Source organism: Sphingobium lactosutens, from assembly GCF_013393185.1.
Classification (GTDB): domain Bacteria; phylum Pseudomonadota; class Alphaproteobacteria; order Sphingomonadales; family Sphingomonadaceae; genus Sphingobium; species Sphingobium lactosutens_A.
In genome coordinates this window covers 231,965-251,031 of sequence record NZ_QJQX01000052.1, presented here as the reverse complement: position 1 = coordinate 251,031, position 19,067 = coordinate 231,965, and the positions used below count along the sequence as shown (strand labels likewise).

Annotated in this window: 20 protein-coding genes; all 20 read left to right on the top strand. The window is 62.7% G+C overall.

The genetic code is table 11. The annotated features are described in order from the left end of the window. Window positions 1–61: 61 nt before the first annotated feature. The 20 genes from DM806_RS13280 to DM806_RS13185 all read left to right on the top strand — a co-directional run bounded on the left by DM806_RS13280 (window position 62) and on the right by DM806_RS13185 (window position 19,058). Entirely contained in the window at window positions 62–1,150 is a 1,089-nt protein-coding gene (locus DM806_RS13280; protein WP_256869299.1) for a L,D-transpeptidase family protein, read from the top strand. Then, the gene (locus DM806_RS13275; protein ID WP_179043655.1) at window positions 1,147–1,701 is read left to right on the top strand and encodes a M23 family metallopeptidase; all 555 of its coding nucleotides are present in this window, start codon (window positions 1,147–1,149) and stop codon (window positions 1,699–1,701) included. The genes DM806_RS13280 and DM806_RS13275 overlap by 4 nt, the downstream gene beginning before the upstream one ends. 216 nt (window positions 1,702–1,917) lie before the next feature. Beyond that, entirely contained in the window at window positions 1,918–2,481 is a 564-nt protein-coding gene (gene efp, locus DM806_RS13270) for an elongation factor P (RefSeq protein WP_066855666.1), read from the top strand. Continuing rightward, the gene (locus tag DM806_RS13265) at window positions 2,481–2,870 is read left to right on the top strand and encodes a hypothetical protein (RefSeq protein ID WP_179043654.1); all 390 of its coding nucleotides are present in this window, start codon (window positions 2,481–2,483) and stop codon (window positions 2,868–2,870) included. The genes efp and DM806_RS13265 overlap by 1 nt, the downstream gene beginning before the upstream one ends. 40 nt (window positions 2,871–2,910) lie before the next feature. Next, on the top strand, window positions 2,911–3,726 hold the full coding sequence (locus DM806_RS13260; RefSeq protein WP_179043653.1) for an inositol monophosphatase family protein: 816 nt from the start codon (window positions 2,911–2,913) through the stop codon (window positions 3,724–3,726). A 132-nt stretch (window positions 3,727–3,858) separates the two neighbouring features. After that, entirely contained in the window at window positions 3,859–4,233 is a 375-nt protein-coding gene (locus DM806_RS13255) for an NADH-quinone oxidoreductase subunit A (RefSeq protein WP_179043652.1), read from the top strand. Then, window positions 4,224–4,778 (top strand): NuoB/complex I 20 kDa subunit family protein, encoded by a 555-nt coding sequence (locus DM806_RS13250; RefSeq protein WP_372859523.1) that lies wholly within the window; start codon window positions 4,224–4,226, stop codon window positions 4,776–4,778. The genes DM806_RS13255 and DM806_RS13250 overlap by 10 nt, the downstream gene beginning before the upstream one ends. 1 nt (window position 4,779) lies before the next feature. Beyond that, window positions 4,780–5,577 carry an NADH-quinone oxidoreductase subunit C gene (locus tag DM806_RS13245; RefSeq protein WP_179043651.1) on the top strand — a complete coding sequence of 266 codons (798 nt, stop codon included), beginning with the start codon at window positions 4,780–4,782 and terminating at the stop codon, window positions 5,575–5,577. Next, window positions 5,577–6,812, top strand: a complete 1,236-nt coding sequence (locus DM806_RS13240; RefSeq protein ID WP_179043650.1) for an NADH-quinone oxidoreductase subunit D — start codon at window positions 5,577–5,579, stop codon at window positions 6,810–6,812. The genes DM806_RS13245 and DM806_RS13240 overlap by 1 nt, the downstream gene beginning before the upstream one ends. Further along, the gene (locus DM806_RS13235) at window positions 6,812–7,480 is read left to right on the top strand and encodes a complex I 24 kDa subunit family protein (RefSeq protein ID WP_179043649.1); all 669 of its coding nucleotides are present in this window, start codon (window positions 6,812–6,814) and stop codon (window positions 7,478–7,480) included. Before DM806_RS13240 ends, DM806_RS13235 begins: the two co-directional genes overlap by 1 nt. After that, window positions 7,477–8,814, top strand: a complete 1,338-nt coding sequence (nuoF, locus tag DM806_RS13230; protein WP_179043648.1) for an NADH-quinone oxidoreductase subunit NuoF — start codon at window positions 7,477–7,479, stop codon at window positions 8,812–8,814. Before DM806_RS13235 ends, nuoF begins: the two co-directional genes overlap by 4 nt. 2 nt (window positions 8,815–8,816) lie before the next feature. Beyond that, the gene (gene nuoG, locus DM806_RS13225; RefSeq protein WP_179043647.1) at window positions 8,817–10,823 is read left to right on the top strand and encodes an NADH-quinone oxidoreductase subunit NuoG; all 2,007 of its coding nucleotides are present in this window, start codon (window positions 8,817–8,819) and stop codon (window positions 10,821–10,823) included. Continuing rightward, window positions 10,820–11,869: an NADH-quinone oxidoreductase subunit NuoH gene (nuoH, locus tag DM806_RS13220; protein WP_179043646.1), complete on the top strand. Its 1,050-nt coding sequence runs from the start codon at window positions 10,820–10,822 to the stop codon at window positions 11,867–11,869. Before nuoG ends, nuoH begins: the two co-directional genes overlap by 4 nt. Then, entirely contained in the window at window positions 11,866–12,351 is a 486-nt protein-coding gene (nuoI, locus tag DM806_RS13215; RefSeq protein ID WP_004211738.1) for an NADH-quinone oxidoreductase subunit NuoI, read from the top strand. The genes nuoH and nuoI overlap by 4 nt, the downstream gene beginning before the upstream one ends. Before the next feature lie 29 nt (window positions 12,352–12,380). Next, window positions 12,381–12,992: an NADH-quinone oxidoreductase subunit J gene (locus DM806_RS13210; protein ID WP_179043645.1), complete on the top strand. Its 612-nt coding sequence runs from the start codon at window positions 12,381–12,383 to the stop codon at window positions 12,990–12,992. Next, entirely contained in the window at window positions 12,989–13,294 is a 306-nt protein-coding gene (gene nuoK, locus DM806_RS13205) for an NADH-quinone oxidoreductase subunit NuoK (RefSeq protein ID WP_004211745.1), read from the top strand. Before DM806_RS13210 ends, nuoK begins: the two co-directional genes overlap by 4 nt. A 10-nt stretch (window positions 13,295–13,304) precedes the next feature. Further along, entirely contained in the window at window positions 13,305–15,371 is a 2,067-nt protein-coding gene (nuoL, locus tag DM806_RS13200) for an NADH-quinone oxidoreductase subunit L (RefSeq protein ID WP_179043644.1), read from the top strand. After that, window positions 15,371–16,918, top strand: a complete 1,548-nt coding sequence (locus DM806_RS13195) for an NADH-quinone oxidoreductase subunit M (RefSeq protein WP_179043643.1) — start codon at window positions 15,371–15,373, stop codon at window positions 16,916–16,918. Before nuoL ends, DM806_RS13195 begins: the two co-directional genes overlap by 1 nt. Beyond that, on the top strand, window positions 16,918–18,354 hold the full coding sequence (gene nuoN / locus DM806_RS13190) for an NADH-quinone oxidoreductase subunit NuoN (protein ID WP_179043642.1): 1,437 nt from the start codon (window positions 16,918–16,920) through the stop codon (window positions 18,352–18,354). Before DM806_RS13195 ends, nuoN begins: the two co-directional genes overlap by 1 nt. Next, window positions 18,351–19,058, top strand: coding sequence for a biotin--[acetyl-CoA-carboxylase] ligase (locus DM806_RS13185; protein ID WP_256869306.1), 708 nt, complete (start codon window positions 18,351–18,353; stop codon window positions 19,056–19,058). The genes nuoN and DM806_RS13185 overlap by 4 nt, the downstream gene beginning before the upstream one ends. The last annotated feature ends 9 nt before the right edge of the window (window positions 19,059–19,067 follow it).

The window sequence follows — 19,067 nt, the reverse complement described above, 5'->3', positions numbered from 1 at the left end:
TCCTGCGGCAGCTTTCTGCCCGTTCGCGCGTTGTCCTCCCATCGATATGGAGAGGATTGCCTTGCGAAATCATCTGCTTCTCGCCCTGCTTTTGTGCAGCGCCTGCAATGTGGCCGTCACCGACGCCAATGAGAGCCAGCCCGCGAACACCGCGGCCCAACCCGACAATGCCGCCGCCGGGCAGCCGGATCGCAACGCCGACTATGCGTTTCAGGTCGTGCCGGAGCAGAATGCCTGGCAGGCCAGTCCAATATTGCAGGCGCAGGTCGCGCTCGATCGCTGGGGTTTCTCGCCGGGTGTGATCGATGGCAAGGACGGGATGAGCTACAAGGCGGCGCTGCGTGGCTTTCAGGAGGCGCATGATCTCCCCGTCACCGGCGAATTTGATCGGAAAACCAGCGCAATGCTGCTGGAGGGAGAGGCGCGGCCGACCACCTGGCTGGTGAAGATACCGGACGGTTTCGCGCGCGGTCCCTTCTTCAATATCCCCAGGGGGCTGAACGAGCAGGCCAGCCTGCCGGCGCTGACCTACCGCAATCTTTTGGAAAAGCTCACCGAACGCTTCCACACCACGCCTGACGCGCTGATGACCCTGAACCCGCCGAACACGAAAATCGGCGCAGGCATGACCGTTCGCGTGCCTGCGATCGACAATCAGCCGGTCGCCACTATAGAGGGCGACGAGCGCGGCTGGGGCGAAACGCTCGCCAGCCTCGGCGTCGCCAAGGATCAGTCGCAGGCCGACCATATCGTCGTCGACAAGTCCGAAGGCCTTCTCAAGGTCTTCAATGCCGAAAACCGGATGATCGCGCAGTTCCCGGTGACGACCGGGTCGCAACATGATCCGCTGCCGCTTGGCGAATGGACGATCAAAGGCGTCAGCCGCAACCCCGATTTCCATTATAATCCAAACCTCTTCTGGGACGCGTCGTCCAAGGATGAAAAGGCGGTGCTGAAGCCCGGCCCCAACGGCCCCGTCGGCGTCGTATGGATCGACCTGTCGAAGGATCATTACGGCATACACGGGACGCCGGAGCCGCAACTGATCGGCCGCACCGAAAGCCACGGCTGCATCCGCCTGACCAACTGGGATGCGGCGCGCCTGGCGCAGATGGTCAAGAGCGGGGTCAAGGCGAAGTTTCAGGCATGAGGTTGTGGGGCGGCATTGCGCTCGCGCTGCTGCTCTGCGTCGCCTTCGCGCATTATTGCGTACGGATCGTTCCGGCGGACGCGCCATCGGTGTCGAAGGCTGTGGTGCCCGCAGACAACGGTGTCCTGCTGATTCCTGTCGAAGGCGTGCCCGCCTCAGCACTGACCGACACCTTCACGCAGCCGCGCGCCGGAGGTTCACGACCCCACGATGCGATCGACATCATGGCGGCGCGGGGCAGGGCGGTGCTGGCCGCCGCCGACGGTCGGGTGGAAAAGCTGTACTGGAGCGCGGAGGGAGGGCGCACGCTCTATCAGCGATCGACCGATGGTCGGTTCGTCTATTATTATGCGCATCTCGACGGCTATACGCCGGGTCTGCGCGAGGGGCAGGCGCTACATCGTGGGCAGCAGATCGCGACGGTCGGCAGCGCCGGCAATGCCGATCCGTCCGCGCCCCATCTCCATTTCGCGGTGCACGTCATGCAGCCGGGTGAGCCATGGCATGGCGGGCGGGCGGTCAATCCCTATCCGCTGTTGGCCCAGCATTGACCTGTCCTACAGACCGAAACTTATGCTAATGTCATCGCAGGATCGCTCGAAAATTTCCTACATAGGAAATATGATTTCAGCATCAGCGGGAAAAGTGCGAAGTTAAGGGCGGAACCGGCTCCCCCTTGCCCTTCGGGTCGTCCCGCTGTAAAGGCGCGCCCAGCCTCCCAGAGGCCGGCTCTTTTCCACATTCAGACATATAGGCAGGCTCTTCCCATGAAGATCAGCGGCGTCGAGATTCGTCCCGGCAACAACATCGAGTATGACGGCAGCCTGTGGCGCGCCGTGAAGATCCAGCACACGCAGCCCGGCAAGGGCGGCGCCTATATGCAGGTGGAACTCAAGAACCTGATCGACGGCCGCAAGAACAACGTCCGTTTCCGGTCGGCCGAAACGGTCGAGCGTATCCGCCTCGACACCAAGGATTTCCAGTATCTCTACGCCGAAGGCGACATGCTGGTGTTCATGGACACCGAAACCTACGAGCAGATCAACCTGGCCCAGGATCTGATCGGCGACGCCTCCGCCTTCCTTCAGGACGGTATGATGGTCGTTCTCGAAATGTATGAAGAACGCCCGATCAGCGTTCAACTGCCCGAAACTATCGAAGCGACGGTTGTGGAGGCTGACGCCGTGGTGAAGGGCCAGACCGCCTCGGCCAGCTACAAGCCCGCCATCCTCGACAATGGCGTGCGCGTCATGGTTCCGCCGCACATCGTCACCGGCACCCGCATCGTGGTGGACGTGTACGAGCGCGAATATGTGAAGCGGGCCGACTGATGGGGCAAGGGCGCAGCACGGCATTGGCCGCCATCTTCGCGATCGGCGCCTTGCCGGTTGCGCTCCCCGCTTGCGCCAGCGCGCAAACGACGCGAGCCGCGCCGACCAAGGCGCAGCTCGACAGCGCGGCCTATGTGCTGCGCATCGTCATGACCGCGTTGCAGTCGAACGAAGTCGAACAGCCGGTCAAGAACGCCTTGTTCGACTGCCTCTATTCCAATTCGATTGGCGAGATCAGCGCTGAAGCGGACAAGGTGATTGCCGCCAATGCCGGCAAGGTCGATCGCAAGGACGCGTCGCAGATGCTGGCGGTGATCGCCGGCACCTGTGGCTATCGCCCTGCCGCCGCCGCCGGCAAGCCAGCCGCCAAGCCCGCCCCGAAGAAATAACCAACCAGGCCGTTCCCGCTGGGAGCGGCGGAGAAAAACTATGGTATCGCACTCCGGCCTTCTCACCGTCATGGAACGCGCCGCCCGCAAGGCAGGCTCGAAGCTTCGCCGCGATTTCGGCGAAGTCGAGCATCTTCAGGTCAGCCGCAAGGGGCCGGCCGACTTCGTGTCCAAGGCCGACCAGCAGGCGGAAAAGACCCTGGTCGAAGAATTGCAGAAGGCGCGTCCCGACTGGGGCTTCCTGCTGGAGGAGGGTGGCGAGATCGCCGGCGATCCCACCAAGCCGCGCTGGATCATCGATCCGCTCGACGGCACCACCAACTTCCTGCACGGCATTCCGCACTTCGCCATCTCGATCGCGGTCGAGGAGCCGCTGTTCGGCGGGTCGAAGCGCGAAGTGACCACAGGCCTCATCTACCAGCCCGTCACCGACGAAAGCTATTGGGCGGAAAAGAGTCGGGGCGCCTGGCGTCATGACCAGCGCCTGCGTGTCTCCGCCCGCCGCGACCTTGCCGATTGCGTGATCGCCACCGGCATCCCGTTCATGGGCCATGGCAATATGGCGGAATGGACTCGGATCTTTGGCGCGGTCGCGCCCTCCGTCGCCGGCATCCGCCGTTTCGGCGCTGCGTCGCTCGACCTCGCCCATGTCGCGTCCGGCCGTTACGACGGCTATTGGGAAAGCGGTCTTCAGCCCTGGGACGTTGCGGCCGGCCTGTTGCTGGTTCGTGAAGCGGGCGGCTTCGCCAGCGACTTCCGCGGCGGCGACCAGGCGATCGAACGCAAGGAAGTCATTGCCGGAAACGACGCAATTCACAGCAAATTGCACAAGCTTGTTGCTGGCGCATTGCGCTAAAGTCCAATGAGGCCAAGCTCTTCAAGGGCTTGGCCTTTTTGCGATTCATTCTCACAGCCTTGGCCCCTTGCTTCGCATATGCAGCAGGCCTAAAGCGCGCCCCAAGATACAATTTTCGCCCAGGGGATTCCATTGGTCGATCTCGCCCAATATCTGCCGATCCTGATTTTTCTCGGGATCGCCTTGCTGCTTTCCGGCACCTTCGTCTTTCTGCCGATGCTGGTTGGCCGTCTCACCGGTGCGCACAAGCCCGACCCTGCCAAGCTCTCCGAATATGAATGCGGTTTCCCCGCATTTGAAGAGCCGCGCAGCCAGTTCGATGTGCGTTTCTACCTCGTCGCCATCCTGTTCATCATTTTCGATCTGGAAGCGGCGTTCCTCTTTCCCTGGGCTGTAAGCCTCGAACAGATCGGCTGGGCCGGCTGGGCGACGATGATGATCTTCATAGCGGAGCTGGTGCTCGGCCTCGTCTATGCGTGGAAGAAGGGAGCACTCGATTGGGAGTAGAACTGACCAGCCCCATCCCCGGCGCCATGCCGCCGGTGGGGACGCAGCCCGACCAAGCCTTCTTTGACTCGCTGAACAGCGAAGTGAATGACAAAGGCTTCCTGATCACCTCGACCGAGGAACTGTTCCAGTGGGCGCGCACCGGCTCGCTCTGGTGGATGACCTTCGGCCTTGCCTGTTGCGCCGTGGAAATGATCCACGTCAACATGCCCCGCTACGACATGGAGCGTTTCGGCGCCGCGCCGCGCGCGTCTCCGCGCCAGTCGGACGTGATGATCGTCGCCGGCACGCTGTGCAACAAGATGGCCCCGGCGCTCCGCAAGGTCTACGACCAGATGTCCAACCCGAAATATGTGATTTCGATGGGCAGCTGCGCGAATGGCGGTGGTTACTACCACTACAGCTATTCGGTAGTCCGTGGCTGCGACCGCATCGTGCCGGTCGACATCTATGTTCCGGGTTGCCCGCCGACCGCCGAGGCTCTGCTCTATGGCATCATGCAGCTTCAGCGGAAGATCCGCCGGATCGGGACGATCGAGCGTTAATATGGCCCATTCCGCACCCAAGATCGTGAACCCCGAAGGTATTGCCGAGGAAATCGGCGCCCTGCTGGGTTCCATGCTGGTCGAAACCGTCGACCATGCCGACGAACTGAGCTTCACCGTCGTGCGCGAAGACCTGGCCAACGCCATGGTCGCGCTGCGCGACATGGGCCATTACCAGCAGTTGATGGAAATCGCCGGCGTCGACTATCCGGAGCGTCCGGACCGGTTCGAGGTTTGCTACCATTTGCTCAGCGTCACGCGGAACCATCGCGTCCGCGTGAAGGTGTCGACCGACGAAGATACGCCCGTTCCGACCGTCACGCACCTCTGGCCGGTCGCCGGCTGGTTGGAGCGCGAGGTGTTCGACATGTATGGCGTCGTGTTCGAAGGCAATACCGACCTGCGTCGCATCCTAACGGACTATGGCTTCAAGGGGCATCCGCAGCGTAAGGACTTCCCGCTGACCGGCTATGTCGAGCTGCGTTATTCCGAAGAAGATAAGCGCGTCGTCTATGAGCCGGTGAAGCTGGCGCAGGATTTCCGCAGTTTCGACTTCATGTCGCCATGGGAAGGCGCGCAATATGTGCTGCCCGGCGACGAGAAGGCCGCTGCGGCTGCTGCGCCCGCCGCTGCTCCCCCGACAGCATCGACCCCCAAGGCGACCGAAAGCAAGGCCGACACCGGTGCTGGCGATGCCGCCAACAAGAAGGCGGAAGAAAAGTCCGCCGACGCGCCGGCCAAGCCCGCCGCCGCCACCGATGAAGGCAAGGGGGCTGCAAAGCCCGAAGGTAAGGCCTGATGTCCGACTATCTGGAAAAGCTGGACCATGTGACCGACGCGGCGGACCCGACGTTCGGCGACACGGAAATCCAGAACTATACGATTAACTTCGGTCCGCAACACCCCGCTGCGCACGGCGTTTTGCGTCTGGTCATGGAACTGGACGGCGAAATCGTCGAGCGCTGCGACCCGCATGTCGGCCTGCTGCATCGCGGCACCGAGAAGCTGATCGAATATAAGACCTACATGCAGGCGCTGCCCTATTTCGACCGGCTGGACTATTGTTCGCCGCTCGGCATGGAGCATAGCTATGTTCTGGCGGTCGAAAAGCTGCTGAACCTGGAAGTGCCGCTGCGCGCGCAATATCTGCGCGTGTTCTTTGCGGAACTGACCCGCATCTGCAATCACATGCTGAACCTCGGATCACACGTCATGGACGTCGGCGCGATGACGCCGAACCTGTGGCTGTTCGAAATCCGCGAGGACTGCCTCAACTTCTTCGAACGCGCATCCGGCGCCCGTATGCACTCGGCCTATTTCCGGCCGGGCGGTGTGCATCAGGACGTGCCCTTGAAGCTGCTGACCGACATTGCCGAATGGCTCGACACCCGCCTGCCGCGCCTGTTCGAGGATGCGATGAGCCTGGTGGTCGACAACCGCATCTTCAAGCAGCGCAATGTCGATATCTCGGTCGTAAGCAAGGAAGATGCGCTGAAGTGGGGCTTCTCCGGTCCCATGCTGCGCGGTTCGGGCATCGCCTGGGACATCCGCAAGGCGCAGCCTTACGACGTCTACGACCGCATGGACTTCGACATTCCGGTCGGCACGCAATATGACTGCTACGACCGGTTCATGGTCCGCGTCGAGGAAGTGCGCCAGTCCGCGCGCATCATGAAGCAGTGCCTGAACGAGATGCCCGAAGGGCCGATCGCGAGCTTCGATCGCAAGGTGGTGCCGCCCAAGCGCGGCGAGATGAAGCGGTCGATGGAAGCGCTGATCCACCACTTCAAGCTCTATACCGAGGGCTTCCACGTCCCGGCTGGCGAAGTCTATGTGGCGACCGAAAGCCCCAAGGGCGAATTCGGCGTCTATCTGGTCAGCGACGGCAGCAACAAGCCCTATCGCTGCAAGATCCGCCCGACCGCCTTCTCGCATCTGCAAGCTATGGACTTCATGATGAAGGGCCACATGCTCGCCGACACCACCGCTGTACTGGGCGCGATGGACATCGTGTTCGGAGAATGTGACCGATAATGGCTGACGCAGTTCATATCCCCGATGAGGCCGAAACCCGTGCGCGCTGGGGCGCGTTCGAGTGGACCGCCGAAAATGCCGAACAGGCCAAAAAGGTCATCGCGCGCTATCCCGCCGGTCGCCAGCAGTCGGCGGTGATGCCGCTGCTCGACCTTGCCCAGCGTCAGGTCGGTGCGGAAACGCAGACCAATGGCTGGCTGCCCGTGCCGGTGATGGAATATATCGGGCGTCAGCTCGATATGCCGTACATGCGCGTCTATGAAGTCGCGACCTTCTATACCATGTACAATCTCGCGCCGGTCGGCCGTTACCATGTGCAGGTGTGCGGCACGACGCCGTGCATGCTGCGCGGTTCGGACGATGTCTTCGCCGCGTGCAAGAACAAGGGTCTGGTCAAGGGCGGCACGACCCCCGACGGCCTGTTCACCCTGACCGAAGTCGAGTGCCTTGGCGCCTGCGCCAATGCGCCGATGGTCCAGATCAACGACGATAATTTCGAAGATCTGACCTATGACAGCACCGTCGCCATCCTGGAGACGCTGGCTGCCGGCGGCCAGCCCAAGATCGGCCCGCAGATCGACCGTCAAACGAGCGCGCCCGAAGGTGGCCCGACCACTCTGAAGGAGATGGTCACCGAAAATCACGACTATCGGGGGGATTGGGCATGAGCGACGCACCCGCTGCACCGGCCCCGTTCGTCGGCCCGCTGGCCGACAAGGACCGCATCTTCACCAACGTTCACGGCTTCCAGGATTGGGGCATCGACGCCGCCATGAAGCGCGGCGATTGGGACAATACCAAGAAGCTGATGGAAATCGGCCAGGACGCGATCATCGACACCATCAAGGCGTCGAACCTGCGCGGCCGTGGCGGCGCAGGCTTCCCGACCGGCATGAAGTGGAGCTTCATGCCCAAGGAAAGCAAGGACGGCCGTCCGAGCTTCCTGGTCATCAACGCCGACGAATCCGAACCGGGTTCGTGCAAGGACCGCGAAATCATCCGCCACGATCCGCACAAGCTGATCGAAGGCGCGCTGATTGCCGGTTTCGCAATGCGGGCGCGCGCCGCCTACATCTATATCCGCGGCGAGTTCATCTATGAGGCGAAGGTGCTCTTCGCCGCCGTCGAGCAGGCCTATGAAAAGGGCTTTATCGGCAAGAATGCCTGCGGTTCGGGCTATGATTTCGACGTATTCGTCCATCGCGGCGCGGGCGCCTATATCTGCGGCGAGGAAACCGCCCAGATAGAAAGCATCGAGGGCAAGAAGGGCCAGCCCCGCCTGAAGCCGCCATTCCCGGCGGGTGCGGGCCTCTATGGCTGCCCGACCACCGTGAACAATGTGGAATCGATTGCGGTCAGCCCGACGATCCTGCGTCGCGGCGCGGCATGGTTCAACAGCTTCGGTCGCGAGAATAATCGCGGCACCAAGCTGTTCCAGATTAGCGGCCATGTGAACAAGCCCTGCGTCGTCGAGGAATCGATGTCGATCCCGTTCCGCGAACTGATCGACCGTCATTGTGGCGGCATCCGGGGCGGCTGGGACAATCTGCTGGCGGTCATTCCGGGCGGGTCTTCGGTGCCTCTGGTTCCTGCGAAGGAAATCATGGACGCGCCGATGGACTTTGACGGCCTGCGTGCGCTTGGCTCCGGTCTCGGCACCGCCGCCGTTATCGTCATGGACAAGTCGACCGACATCGTCCGCGCCATTTCGCGTCTCTCCTACTTCTACAAGCATGAGAGCTGCGGCCAGTGCACGCCGTGCCGCGAAGGCACCGGCTGGATGTGGCGCGTGATGGAACGCCTGCGCACCGGCGACGCCGACCAGAGCGAAATCGACATGCTGTTCCAAGTGACCAAGCAGGTTGAAGGCCACACCATCTGCGCGCTCGGTGACGCGGCGGCATGGCCGATCCAGGGGCTGATCCGGCACTTCCGGCCGGAAATCGAGCGTCGGATCAACGAGAACAAGGGTAGTGCCCCCGTCATGGAGGCAGCGGAGTAACCATGCCGAAGGTCAAAGTAGACGGCGTAGAACTCGAAGTCCCGGCGGGCGCCACAGTCCTCCAGGCTTGCGAGCAGGCGGGGAAGGAAATCCCCCGTTTCTGCTATCATGAGCGCCTTTCCATCGCGGGCAATTGCCGCATGTGCCTGGTCGAGGTGAAGCCCGGACCGCCCAAGCCGCAGGCGTCCTGCGCGCTGCCGGCCACCGAAGGTCAGGAAATCCGCACCGACAGCGAAATGGTCAAGAAGGCCCGCGAAGGTGTGATGGAGTTCCTGCTCATCAACCACCCGCTGGATTGCCCGATCTGCGATCAGGGCGGCGAGTGCGACCTTCAGGACCAGTCGGTTGCCTATGGCCGTGGTTCGTCGCGCTATGACGAAAACAAGCGCGCCGTCACCGAGAAGAATATGGGTCCGATCGTCAAGACGGTCATGACCCGCTGCATCCAGTGCACCCGTTGCGTGCGCTTTGCGGAGGAAGTCGCGGGCGTGCCGGAAATCGGCGCCATCTATCGCGGCGAGAATATGCAGATCACCACCTATCTCGAACATGCCGCCAAGAGCGAGCTGTCGGGCAATGTGGTCGACCTCTGCCCGGTCGGCGCGCTGACGTCCAAGCCCTACGCCTTCGAAGCGCGTCCTTGGGAACTCAAGAAGACCCACGCCATCGACGTGATGGATGCGCTCGGCACGAACATCCGCCTCGATAGCCGTGGTCGTCAGGTGCTGCGCGCCGTGCCGCGCATCAATGACGATGTGAACGAGGAGTGGGCGAGCGACAAGACCCGGCACAATGTCGACGGTCTGGTCCGCAAGCGCCTCGACAAGCCGTTCGTCCGCAAGGATGGCAAGCTGGTTCCGGCGACCTGGGCGGAAGCTTTCGCGGTCGTCGCTGCTGTCCAGCATGGCGGCAGCGTCGCCGCGATCGCGGGCGACCTGCTCGACTGCGAAACCATGTTCGCGGGCAGGGCGCTGGTCGAAAAGCTGGGCGGCACGATGTTGGAAGGCCGTCAGACCGGCCTGTCCTACGATGTGTCGAGCCTGTCGTCGGTGGTGTTCAACACCCCGCTCGCGGACCTTGAAACCGCTGACGTCATTCTGCTAGTCGGCACCAATTTGCGCTGGGAAGCGCCGCTGGTGAACACCCGCATCCGCAAGGCGATCAAGAAGGGCGCGAAGGTCTTCGGCCTCGGCCCGGAAATCGACCTGACCTACAAGGTCGAATGGCTGGGCAATGATGCCTCGCTGCTGGCCAAGCTGCCGGACGTCGTGATCGAAGCCTTCAAGGGCGCTGCCCGTCCGGCGATGATCGTCGGCGGTGGCGTGCTGGCCAAGGATGGCGCGCATGGCGACACGCTGGCGCTGGTCGAGACGCTGGGCCTGATCAAGGATGGCTGGAACGGCTATAACGTCCTGCACTTCGCGGCGGCCCGCATGGGCGGCCTGATGCTGGGCTATGCGACCAACGGCGGCATCAAGGCTGTGGCGCAGGCCGCGCCGAAGCTGCTGATCTCGCTGGGCGCGGACGAAGTCGATTATGCGGCGTTCGAAGGCAGCTTCAAACTCTATGTCGGCCATCATGGTGACAAGGGCGCGCATGCGGCCGACGTGATCCTGCCGGGCGCAAGCTATGCCGAAAAGGCGGGCACCTACGTCAATCTGGAAGGCCGCGTGCAGTTCGGTGAAAAGGCCGTGTTCGCGCCGGGCGATGCCCGCGAGGACTGGTCGATCCTGCGCGCGCTTTCCGAAGCGCTGGGCGCGAAGCTGTCGTTCGACAGCTTCGAACAGCTGCGCGCCGAAATGGTCGAGGCGATTCCGGCGCTGGGCGTCGAAGGTCTGGCCGATTACGGTTGGTCCGTTCCCTCGTTGCCGACCGGCGCGACCGGCGAATTCGGTTCGCCGATCAAGGATTTCTACCTCACCAATGCCATTTGCCGCGCCAGCCCGACGATGCAGCAATGTTCGGCCGAGCTGATCCATGGCGTTGAGTTCGCGGAGGCCGCAGAGTGACCGCATTCTTCCAAGGCCTGGGCCTGCCGTTCGAAGGCGCCTGGCTTCTTTCCACCGTCATCGGCATTTTGGTGATCTGTCTGCCCGTCATGCTGGCCGTGGCGATGATCATCTATGCCGACCGCAAGATCTGGGCGGCGATGGCGCTGCGCCGTGGTCCCAACGTCGTCGGCCCCTTCGGCTTGCTTCAGTCGTTTGCGGACGGTTTGAAGGTCTTCCTTCAGGAAACCATCATCCCGTCGGCCGCGAACAAGACGCTTTTCCTAATCGCGCCGATCATCACCTTCACCGTGGCGCTGATGGCCTGGGCCGTCGTGCCGTTCCAGGTGGGCGTGGTGCTGGCCAACATTAATGTCGGCCTGCTCTACATCCTCGCGATCAGCTCGCTGGGCGTCTATGGCGTCGTGCTGTCGGGCTGGGCGTCCAACTCCAAATATCCCTTCTACTCGGCGATCCGCGCTTCGGCGCAGATGATCAGCTATGAAGTCTCGATCGGCTTCATCCTGATCACCGTCGTCCTGTGGGCGGGCAGCTTCAACCTGACCCAGATCGTGGAAAGCCAGAAGGCCTATTACGGCTTCCTGAACGGCAACGGCTTCAACCCGCTGCTCTTCCCGATGGCGATCATGTTCCTGATTTCGGCCATGGCGGAAACGGCGCGCGCGCCCTTCGACCTGACCGAGGCGGAATCCGAACTCGTCGCGGGTTACCAGACCGAATATTCGTCGATGGCCTTCGCGCTGTTCTGGCTGGGCGAATATGCGAACGTCATCCTGATGTGCGCATTGAACGCGATCCTCTTCTGGGGCGGTTATCTGCCTCCGGTCGACTGGGCGCCGCTCTATTATGTGCCGGGCATCATCTGGCTGTTCGCCAAGATTCTCTTCTTCTTCTTCGTCTTCTCCTGGGTGAAGGCGACGGTGCCCCGCTACCGTTATGACCAGCTGATGCGGCTGGGCTGGAAAATCTTCCTGCCGACCTCGCTCTTCTTCGTCTTCCTGGTGTCGGGCTTCCTCATGCTGACGCGCTATGGAGGCGCACAATGAGCCTCGGTTACTACGTCAAGAGCTTCACCCTCTGGGAGTTCGTGAAGGCGCACTGGCTGACCTTGAAGTATTTCTTCAAGCCCAAGGCGACCATCAACTATCCCTATGAGAAGAACCCGATTTCGCCGCGTTTTCGTGGTGAACATGCGCTGCGCCGCTATCCCAACGGGGAAGAACGCTGCATCGCGTGCAAGCTGTGCGAGGCCATTTGTCCGGCGCAGGCGATCACCATCGAGGCGCAGCCGCGCGACGATGGCAGCCGCCGCACCACGCGCTACGACATCGACATGACCAAGTGCATCTATTGCGGCTTCTGTCAGGAAGCCTGCCCGGTCGATGCGATCGTCGAGGGACCGAATTTCGAATTCGCGACCGAAACCCGCGAGGAGCTGATCTACGACAAGGCCAAGCTCCTGGAAAACGGTGACAAGTGGGAGCGGGCTATCGCCGCTAACCTTGCCGCCGACGCACCCTATCGTTAAGCCGCCGGCGTCAAGGGGAATATGATCCTGTGATCCACGTTATCGCCTTCTATTTGTTCGCCATCCTGGTGGTGAGCAGCGGCGCGCTCACGATATTGTCGCGCAACCCGGTCCATTCGGTCCTCTGGCTGATCCTGGCCTTCTTCAACGCTGCCGGTCTGATGATCCTGCTCGGCGCCGAATTCATCGCGATGCTGCTTGTCATCGTCTATGTCGGCGCGGTCGCGGTGCTGTTCCTGTTCGTCGTCATGATGCTCGACATCGACTTCGCCGAACTGCGCGCCGGTTTCGTCAGCTACCTGCCCTTTGGCCTGCTGATCGCGGCGGTGCTGCTGGCGGAAATCATCCTGGGCATCGGCCTGTGGAGCGCTGGTCCCATCGAACTGGCGCAGCGCGCCGGCCCGGTGAACCCGGAACTGTCCAACATCCAGGCGATCGGCGGGCTGCTTTACACCCGCTACATTTTCCTCTTCGAAGCGGCGGGCATCGTCCTGCTGGTCGCGATGATCGGCGCCATCGTGCTGACCCATCGTGCCCGGGGCGGCGTCCGTGGCCAGAATGTCGCCAAGCAGAACCGCCGTCGTCCGCAGGACGCCGTGCGCAACATCAATCAGCCCGTGGGGCAGGGGGTGGAGCTGTGATCGGCCTTCAACATTATATGGTGGTCAGCGCCATCCTCTTCGTGATGGGGGTGCTGGGCATCTTCATCAACCGGAAGAATGTCATCATCATCCTGATGGCGATCGAGCTGATCCTTTTGAGCGTGAACATCAACCTCGTCGCCTTCAGCGCCTTCCTGGGCGATCTTGTGGGCCAGGTTTTCTCGATGTTCGTGCTGACCGTCGCGGCGGGTGAGGCGGCTATCGGCCTTGCCATCCTCGTCATTTACTTCCGTGGTCGCGGCACCATCGCCGTCGACGATGTCAACCGGATGAAGGGCTGAGACTGACCCCATGATCCAGCTTATCGTCCTTCTCCCGCTGCTGGCTGCTGCCATCGCCGGTCTTGGCAACAAGGCCCTTGGCAAATTGCCCGCGAAAATCGTCACGACCGGTGCGCTCTTTGCCTCCTGCGCAATGAGCTGGCCGATCTTCATCTCCTTCCTGACCGGACATGCCGAACCCTTCGTCGCGCCCCTGTTCACCTGGATCCAGACGGGCAGCTTCGATGCCCAGTGGGCGCTGCGCGTCGACACGATGACCGCGGTCATGCTGGTGGTCATCACCAGCGTGTCGAGCCTCGTCCACCTCTACAGCTGGGGCTATATGGACGAAGAGCCGGATCAGCCGCGCTTCTTCGCCTATCTGTCGCTGTTCACCTTCGCGATGCTGATGCTCGTGACGGCGAACAACCTGCTGCAGATGTTCTTCGGCTGGGAAGGCGTGGGTCTGGCCTCCTATCTGCTGATCGGCTTCTGGTTCCGTAAGCCGTCGGCCAACGCGGCCGCGATCAAGGCGTTCGTCGTCAATCGCGTCGGCGACCTTGGCTTCATGATGGGCATTTTCGGCACCTATCTGGTGTTCAACACCATCTCGATTCCGGAAATCCTGGCGGCCGCACCCGCCATGGCCGGTTCGACCATCGGCTTCCTTGGCTACCGCTTCGACACGATGACCGTCCTCTGCCTGCTGCTGTTCATCGGCGCGATGGGCAAGTCGGCGCAGCTTGGCCTCCACACCTGGCTGCCGGACGCGATGGAAGGCCCGACGCCTGTGTCGGCGCTGATCCACGCGGCGACCATGGTGACTGCCGGCGTGTTCATGGTGTGCCGCCTGTCGCCGATGTTCGAAACGTCGGAAACGGCGCTGACCGTCGTCACCTATGTCGGCGCCGCGACCTGCTTGTTCGCCGCGACCGTCGGCACGGTGCAGACCGACATCAAGCGCGTCATCGCCTATTCGACCTGTTCGCAGCTGGGCTATATGTTCTTCGCGGCGGGTGTCGGCGCCTATGGCGCGGCGATGTTCCACCTCTTCACCCACGCCTTCTTCAAGGCGCTGTTGTTCCTGGGCGCCGGATCGGTCATCCATGCGATGCACCATGAGCAGGACATGCGTTACTATGGCGCGCTGCGGAAGGAGATCCCGATCACCTTCTGGACGATGACGCTGGGTACGCTGGCCATCACCGGTGTCGGCCTGCCGCTCGTCGGCGTCGGCTTCGCGGGCTTCTATTCGAAGGACGGCATTCTCGAAGCGGCCTATGCTTCGGGCGGCGTGGGCATTGGCGCCTATTTCGTGGGCGTGTTTGCTGCGCTGCTGACCAGCTTCTACAGCTGGCGCCTGGTTTTCCTGACCTTCTTCGGCAAGCCGCGCTGGGCCGCTTCGGAGCATATCCAGCATGCGGTCCATGGCCATCATGAAGGCGCGGACGAGGAAGGCGACGGCCATGGCCATGACGCCCATGCCCACGCGCATGACGATCATGGTCATCACGGCCAGGAACAGACCGGCACGGCGGGCTATCACCCGCATGAAAGCCCCTGGGTCATGCTCACCCCGCTGGTGGTGCTGAGCCTGGGCGCGGTCTTCGCCGGCTTCCTGTTCCACGACCAGTTCATCGGTTCGGAAGGCGGCATCGAATTCTGGAAGAACGCCCTGGCGTTCGACAGTCACCTGATGCACGCCGCGCACGAAGTGCCGACCTGGGTCAAGTTCGGTCCGTTCACCGTGATGCTGACCGGCCTGGTCATTGCCTGGTTGAGCTATATCAAGTTCACCGACTGGCCGAAGCGCTTCGTCGCGACCTTCGGTGCGCTGTACCAGTTCCTGCTGAACAAGTGGTATTTCGACGAGCTGTATCACTTCCTGTTCGTCAAGCCCGCCTTCGCCATCGGCCGCTTCTTCTGGAAGTTCGGTGACGTCGGCTTCATCGACCGCTTCGGGCCGAACGGCCTGGCCGCTCTGGTCGTGCAGGGCAACAAGATCACCCGTCGGCTTCAGTCCGGCTACCTCTACACCTACGCGCTGGTGATGCTCATCGGGCTCGCCGCGGCTGCAACCTGGGCGATGACACGATAATGGACGGCTTCCCCATCCTTTCCCTGATGATGGCAGTGCCGATGGCGGGGGCCATCGCCTGTCTCTTCGCGGGCGCCAACAGCGCGCGCTGGATCGCACTGATCGCCACCCTGGTGGATCTGGTGCTCGGCATCGCGCTCTGGGCGAATTTCGACCAGGGCGGGCTGCAATGGCAGTTCCAGGAATATCATCCGATCTTCGGGCGCTTTGCCTGGGCGCTGGGCATCGACGGCATCGCTCTGATGCTGATCGCGCTCACCGTCTTCCTGATGCCGATCTGTATCGGCGCCAGCTGGCAGGCGATCCAGAAGCGCGTCGGTGAGTATATGGCGGCGTTCCTGTTCATGGAGGTGCTGATGATCGGCGTCTTCACGGCGCAGGATCTCTACCTCTTCTATATTATGTTCGAAGCCGGCCTGATCCCGATGTATCTTATCATCGGTATCTGGGGTGGCGCGGACCGTATCTACGCTTCGTACAAGTTCTTCCTGTACACGCTGCTCGGCTCGGTGCTGATGCTGATCGCGATGATGTGGATGGTGCATGAAGCGGGCACGACCGAAATTCCGGCGCTGATGACCTATAATTTCGATCCGCATGTCCAGACCTGGCTGTTCCTGGCCTTCTTTGCGAGTTTCGCGGTGAAGATGCCGATGTGGCCGGTCCACACCTGGCTGCCCGACGCGCACGTTCAGGCGCCGACGGCCGGTTCGGTCATTTTGGCGGGCGTGCTGCTGAAGATGGGTGGCTATGGCTTCATCCGCTTCTCGCTGCCGATGTTCCCGGAAGCCTCTGCGCAGCTTGCGCCGCTGGTCTGGGGCCTGTCGATGGTCGCGGTAGTTTATACCAGCCTCGTGGCCCTCGTTCAGTCGGACATGAAGAAGCTGATCGCCTATTCGTCGGTCGCGCACATGGCGATCGTCACCGTCGGCCTGTTCGCCTTCAACCAGGCCGGCATCGAAGGCGCGATGATGGTCATGCTGGGCCACGGCTTGGTGTCGGGCGCGCTCTTCCTGTGCGTCGGCGTGATCTATGATCGCCTGCACACCCGCGAGATCAACCGCTATGGCGGCCTCAGCATCAACATGCCGAAATATGCCGTGCTGTTCATGCTGTTCACCATGGCGTCGGTCGGCCTGCCGGGCACCAGCAACTTCGTCGGTGAATTCCTGTCGCTGATGGGCATCTACCAGGCGTCGAGCTGGGTGGCGCTGGTCTGCACCACGGGCATCATCCTGGGCGCGGCCTATATGCTCTACCTCTATCGTCGTATCTGCTACGGCGAACAGAAGAATGCCGACGCGGCGGCCATGCCCGACCTGTCGGTGCGCGAAGTGGCGCTGCTGGCGCCGATCGCGGCGGCGGTCCTCTGGATGGGCGTCTATCCAGAGAGCTTCCTCGCCCCGATGCGGGCCGACATCCGCGCGCTTGAAGCGCGCCTCGCCCCTGCCGCTCCGGCAGGAGACTCCAAGATCAAGATGGGTGCGCCCAAGCAGCCAAGCGAGGGCCACCATGAAGAAGCATCCGCGCACGGGGAGGCGCACTGATGATTGAAACCGCTTCCCTTCTGGCGGTCCTGCCGGAACTCATCCTGACGGCGGGCGGGCTGATCCTGATGCTCGTCGCGGCCTATGCCGGCGACGGCTCGGCCCGCGTCGTCAACTGGCTGTCGGTGGTGACGCTGGCAATCGCGGGCGTGGCGCTGTCCTGCTCGCTCGCCCATGGCCCGGATGCCTTTGACGGCCTCTACCGTGCAGACGCCTTTTCGGTCTTCGCCAAGGCGTTGATCTATGGCGCGGCGGCCGCCGCGATCCTGCTGGCTCCGCGCTTCTTCTCGGTCGGCGGCAAGCCGCGCCCGGAATATGCGGTGCTGATCCTGTTCGCCGCCATCGGCATGGGCATGATGGTGTCGGCGGGCGACCTGCTGACGCTCTATGTCGGCTTGGAGATGAACAGCCTTGCCTCCTATGTGCTGGCGAGCTTCATGCGTCAGGACGAGCGTTCGTCCGAAGCGGGCCTGAAATATTTCGTGCTCGGTTCGCTGGCGAGCGGCATCCTGCTCTATGGTTCGGCGCTGCTCTACGGCTTCACCGGCACTACGGCGTTCGACGGTATCGCGGTCGCCATGGGCGACGGCGTGTCGAACGGCGAACTGTTCGGCATGGTCTTCCTGCTCTGCGGTCTGGCGTTCAAGATCAGCGCGGTGCCGTTCCACATGTGGACGCCTGACGTCTATGAAGGCGCGCCCACGCCGGTCACGGCCTTTTTCGGCAGCGCGCCGAAGGTCGCGGCCATCGCGCTCACCGTTCGCGTTGCGATCGAAGCACTGGGGCCGGCGGGTCTGGACTGGCAGCAGATCGTGATCTTCGTGGCGCTTGCCTCGATCCTGTTCGGTGCGGTCGCCGCCATCGGCCAGACCAACATCAAGCGCCTGATGGCCTATTCGTCGATCAACAATGTCGGCTTCGCGCTGATCGGCCTTGCCGCGGGCACGCCGGCCGGCGTCGCGGGCACGATGAGCTACATGGCCATTTATGTGCTGATGACGGTCGGCGCCTTCGCCTGCATTCTTCAGATGCGTGACGCGGACGGCAATCCGGTCGAAACGATCGCCAGCCTCTCCGGCCTGTCGCAGTCGCGCAAGGGCCTGGCCGCTGCGCTCGCCATTTTCATGTTCTCGATGGCCGGTATCCCGCCGCTCTTCGGCTTCTGGGCGAAGTTCCTGGTGTTCGACGCCGCGGTCGCCGCGAACCTGACGCTGCTGGCGGCCTTCGGCATCGCCATGTCGGTGATCGGCGCCTTCTATTATCTGAAGATCATCAAGACGATGTATTTCGATGAACCGATCGTTGCCTATGAGGCGAAGGGCGGCCCGGTCGAGAATATCATCCTGACGGCCTGCGCCGTGGTGATCGTGTTGGGTTATCTGCTCAACCCCGTACTGGATCAGGCGAGCGCCGCCGCTGCGGCGTCGCTCTTCTGACTCTCCTTCGCTTCGTCGAGGAAACCGGCTCCACCAACGCCGACATGCTGGCGTTGGCGGAGCAGGGCACGCCCGAGGGCAGCTGGCTGCGTGCTGGCCGCCAGACCGGGGGCAGGGGGCGCATGGGCCGCGCCTGGGAAAGCCCGACCGGCAATCTCTACTGCTCCACGCTGGTGCGGATCGGGCCGAACGATCCGCTTCCCCATACGCTGGCGCTGGTGGCCGCCAACGCCGTCCATGCGCTGGTCGCACCGCTCTGCGCGGGGCAGGCACGGATCAAATGGCCCAACGACATATTGGTCGATGGCGCCAAGATAGCGGGCATCCTGCTGGAGCGTGTCGGCGACGCCATCGTCATCGGCATCGGCATCAACGTCACCCATTTTCCGACGGGCCTCGATCGCCCGGTCACAAGCCTTGTCGCGCAGGGAGCGGCCGATGCGGAAGCCGGCGCCCTGCTCGGACGACTGGCGCAGCTTTTCGCCCATTGGCTGTCGATCTGGCGGGCGCAGGGGCTGGACCCGGTCCGCAATCACTGGCTGCTCAATGCCCATCCGACCGGAACGCCGATGCGCGTCGTCCAGCCCGATGGCGCGGTCGTGGAAGGGGCATTTGATACGCTCGACCGCCAGGGCATGCTGATCCTGCGCTTGGCGAATGGGCAGAGCCGTGCCATTCACGCCGGCGACATCATTCTGACCTGAGGGACGGGC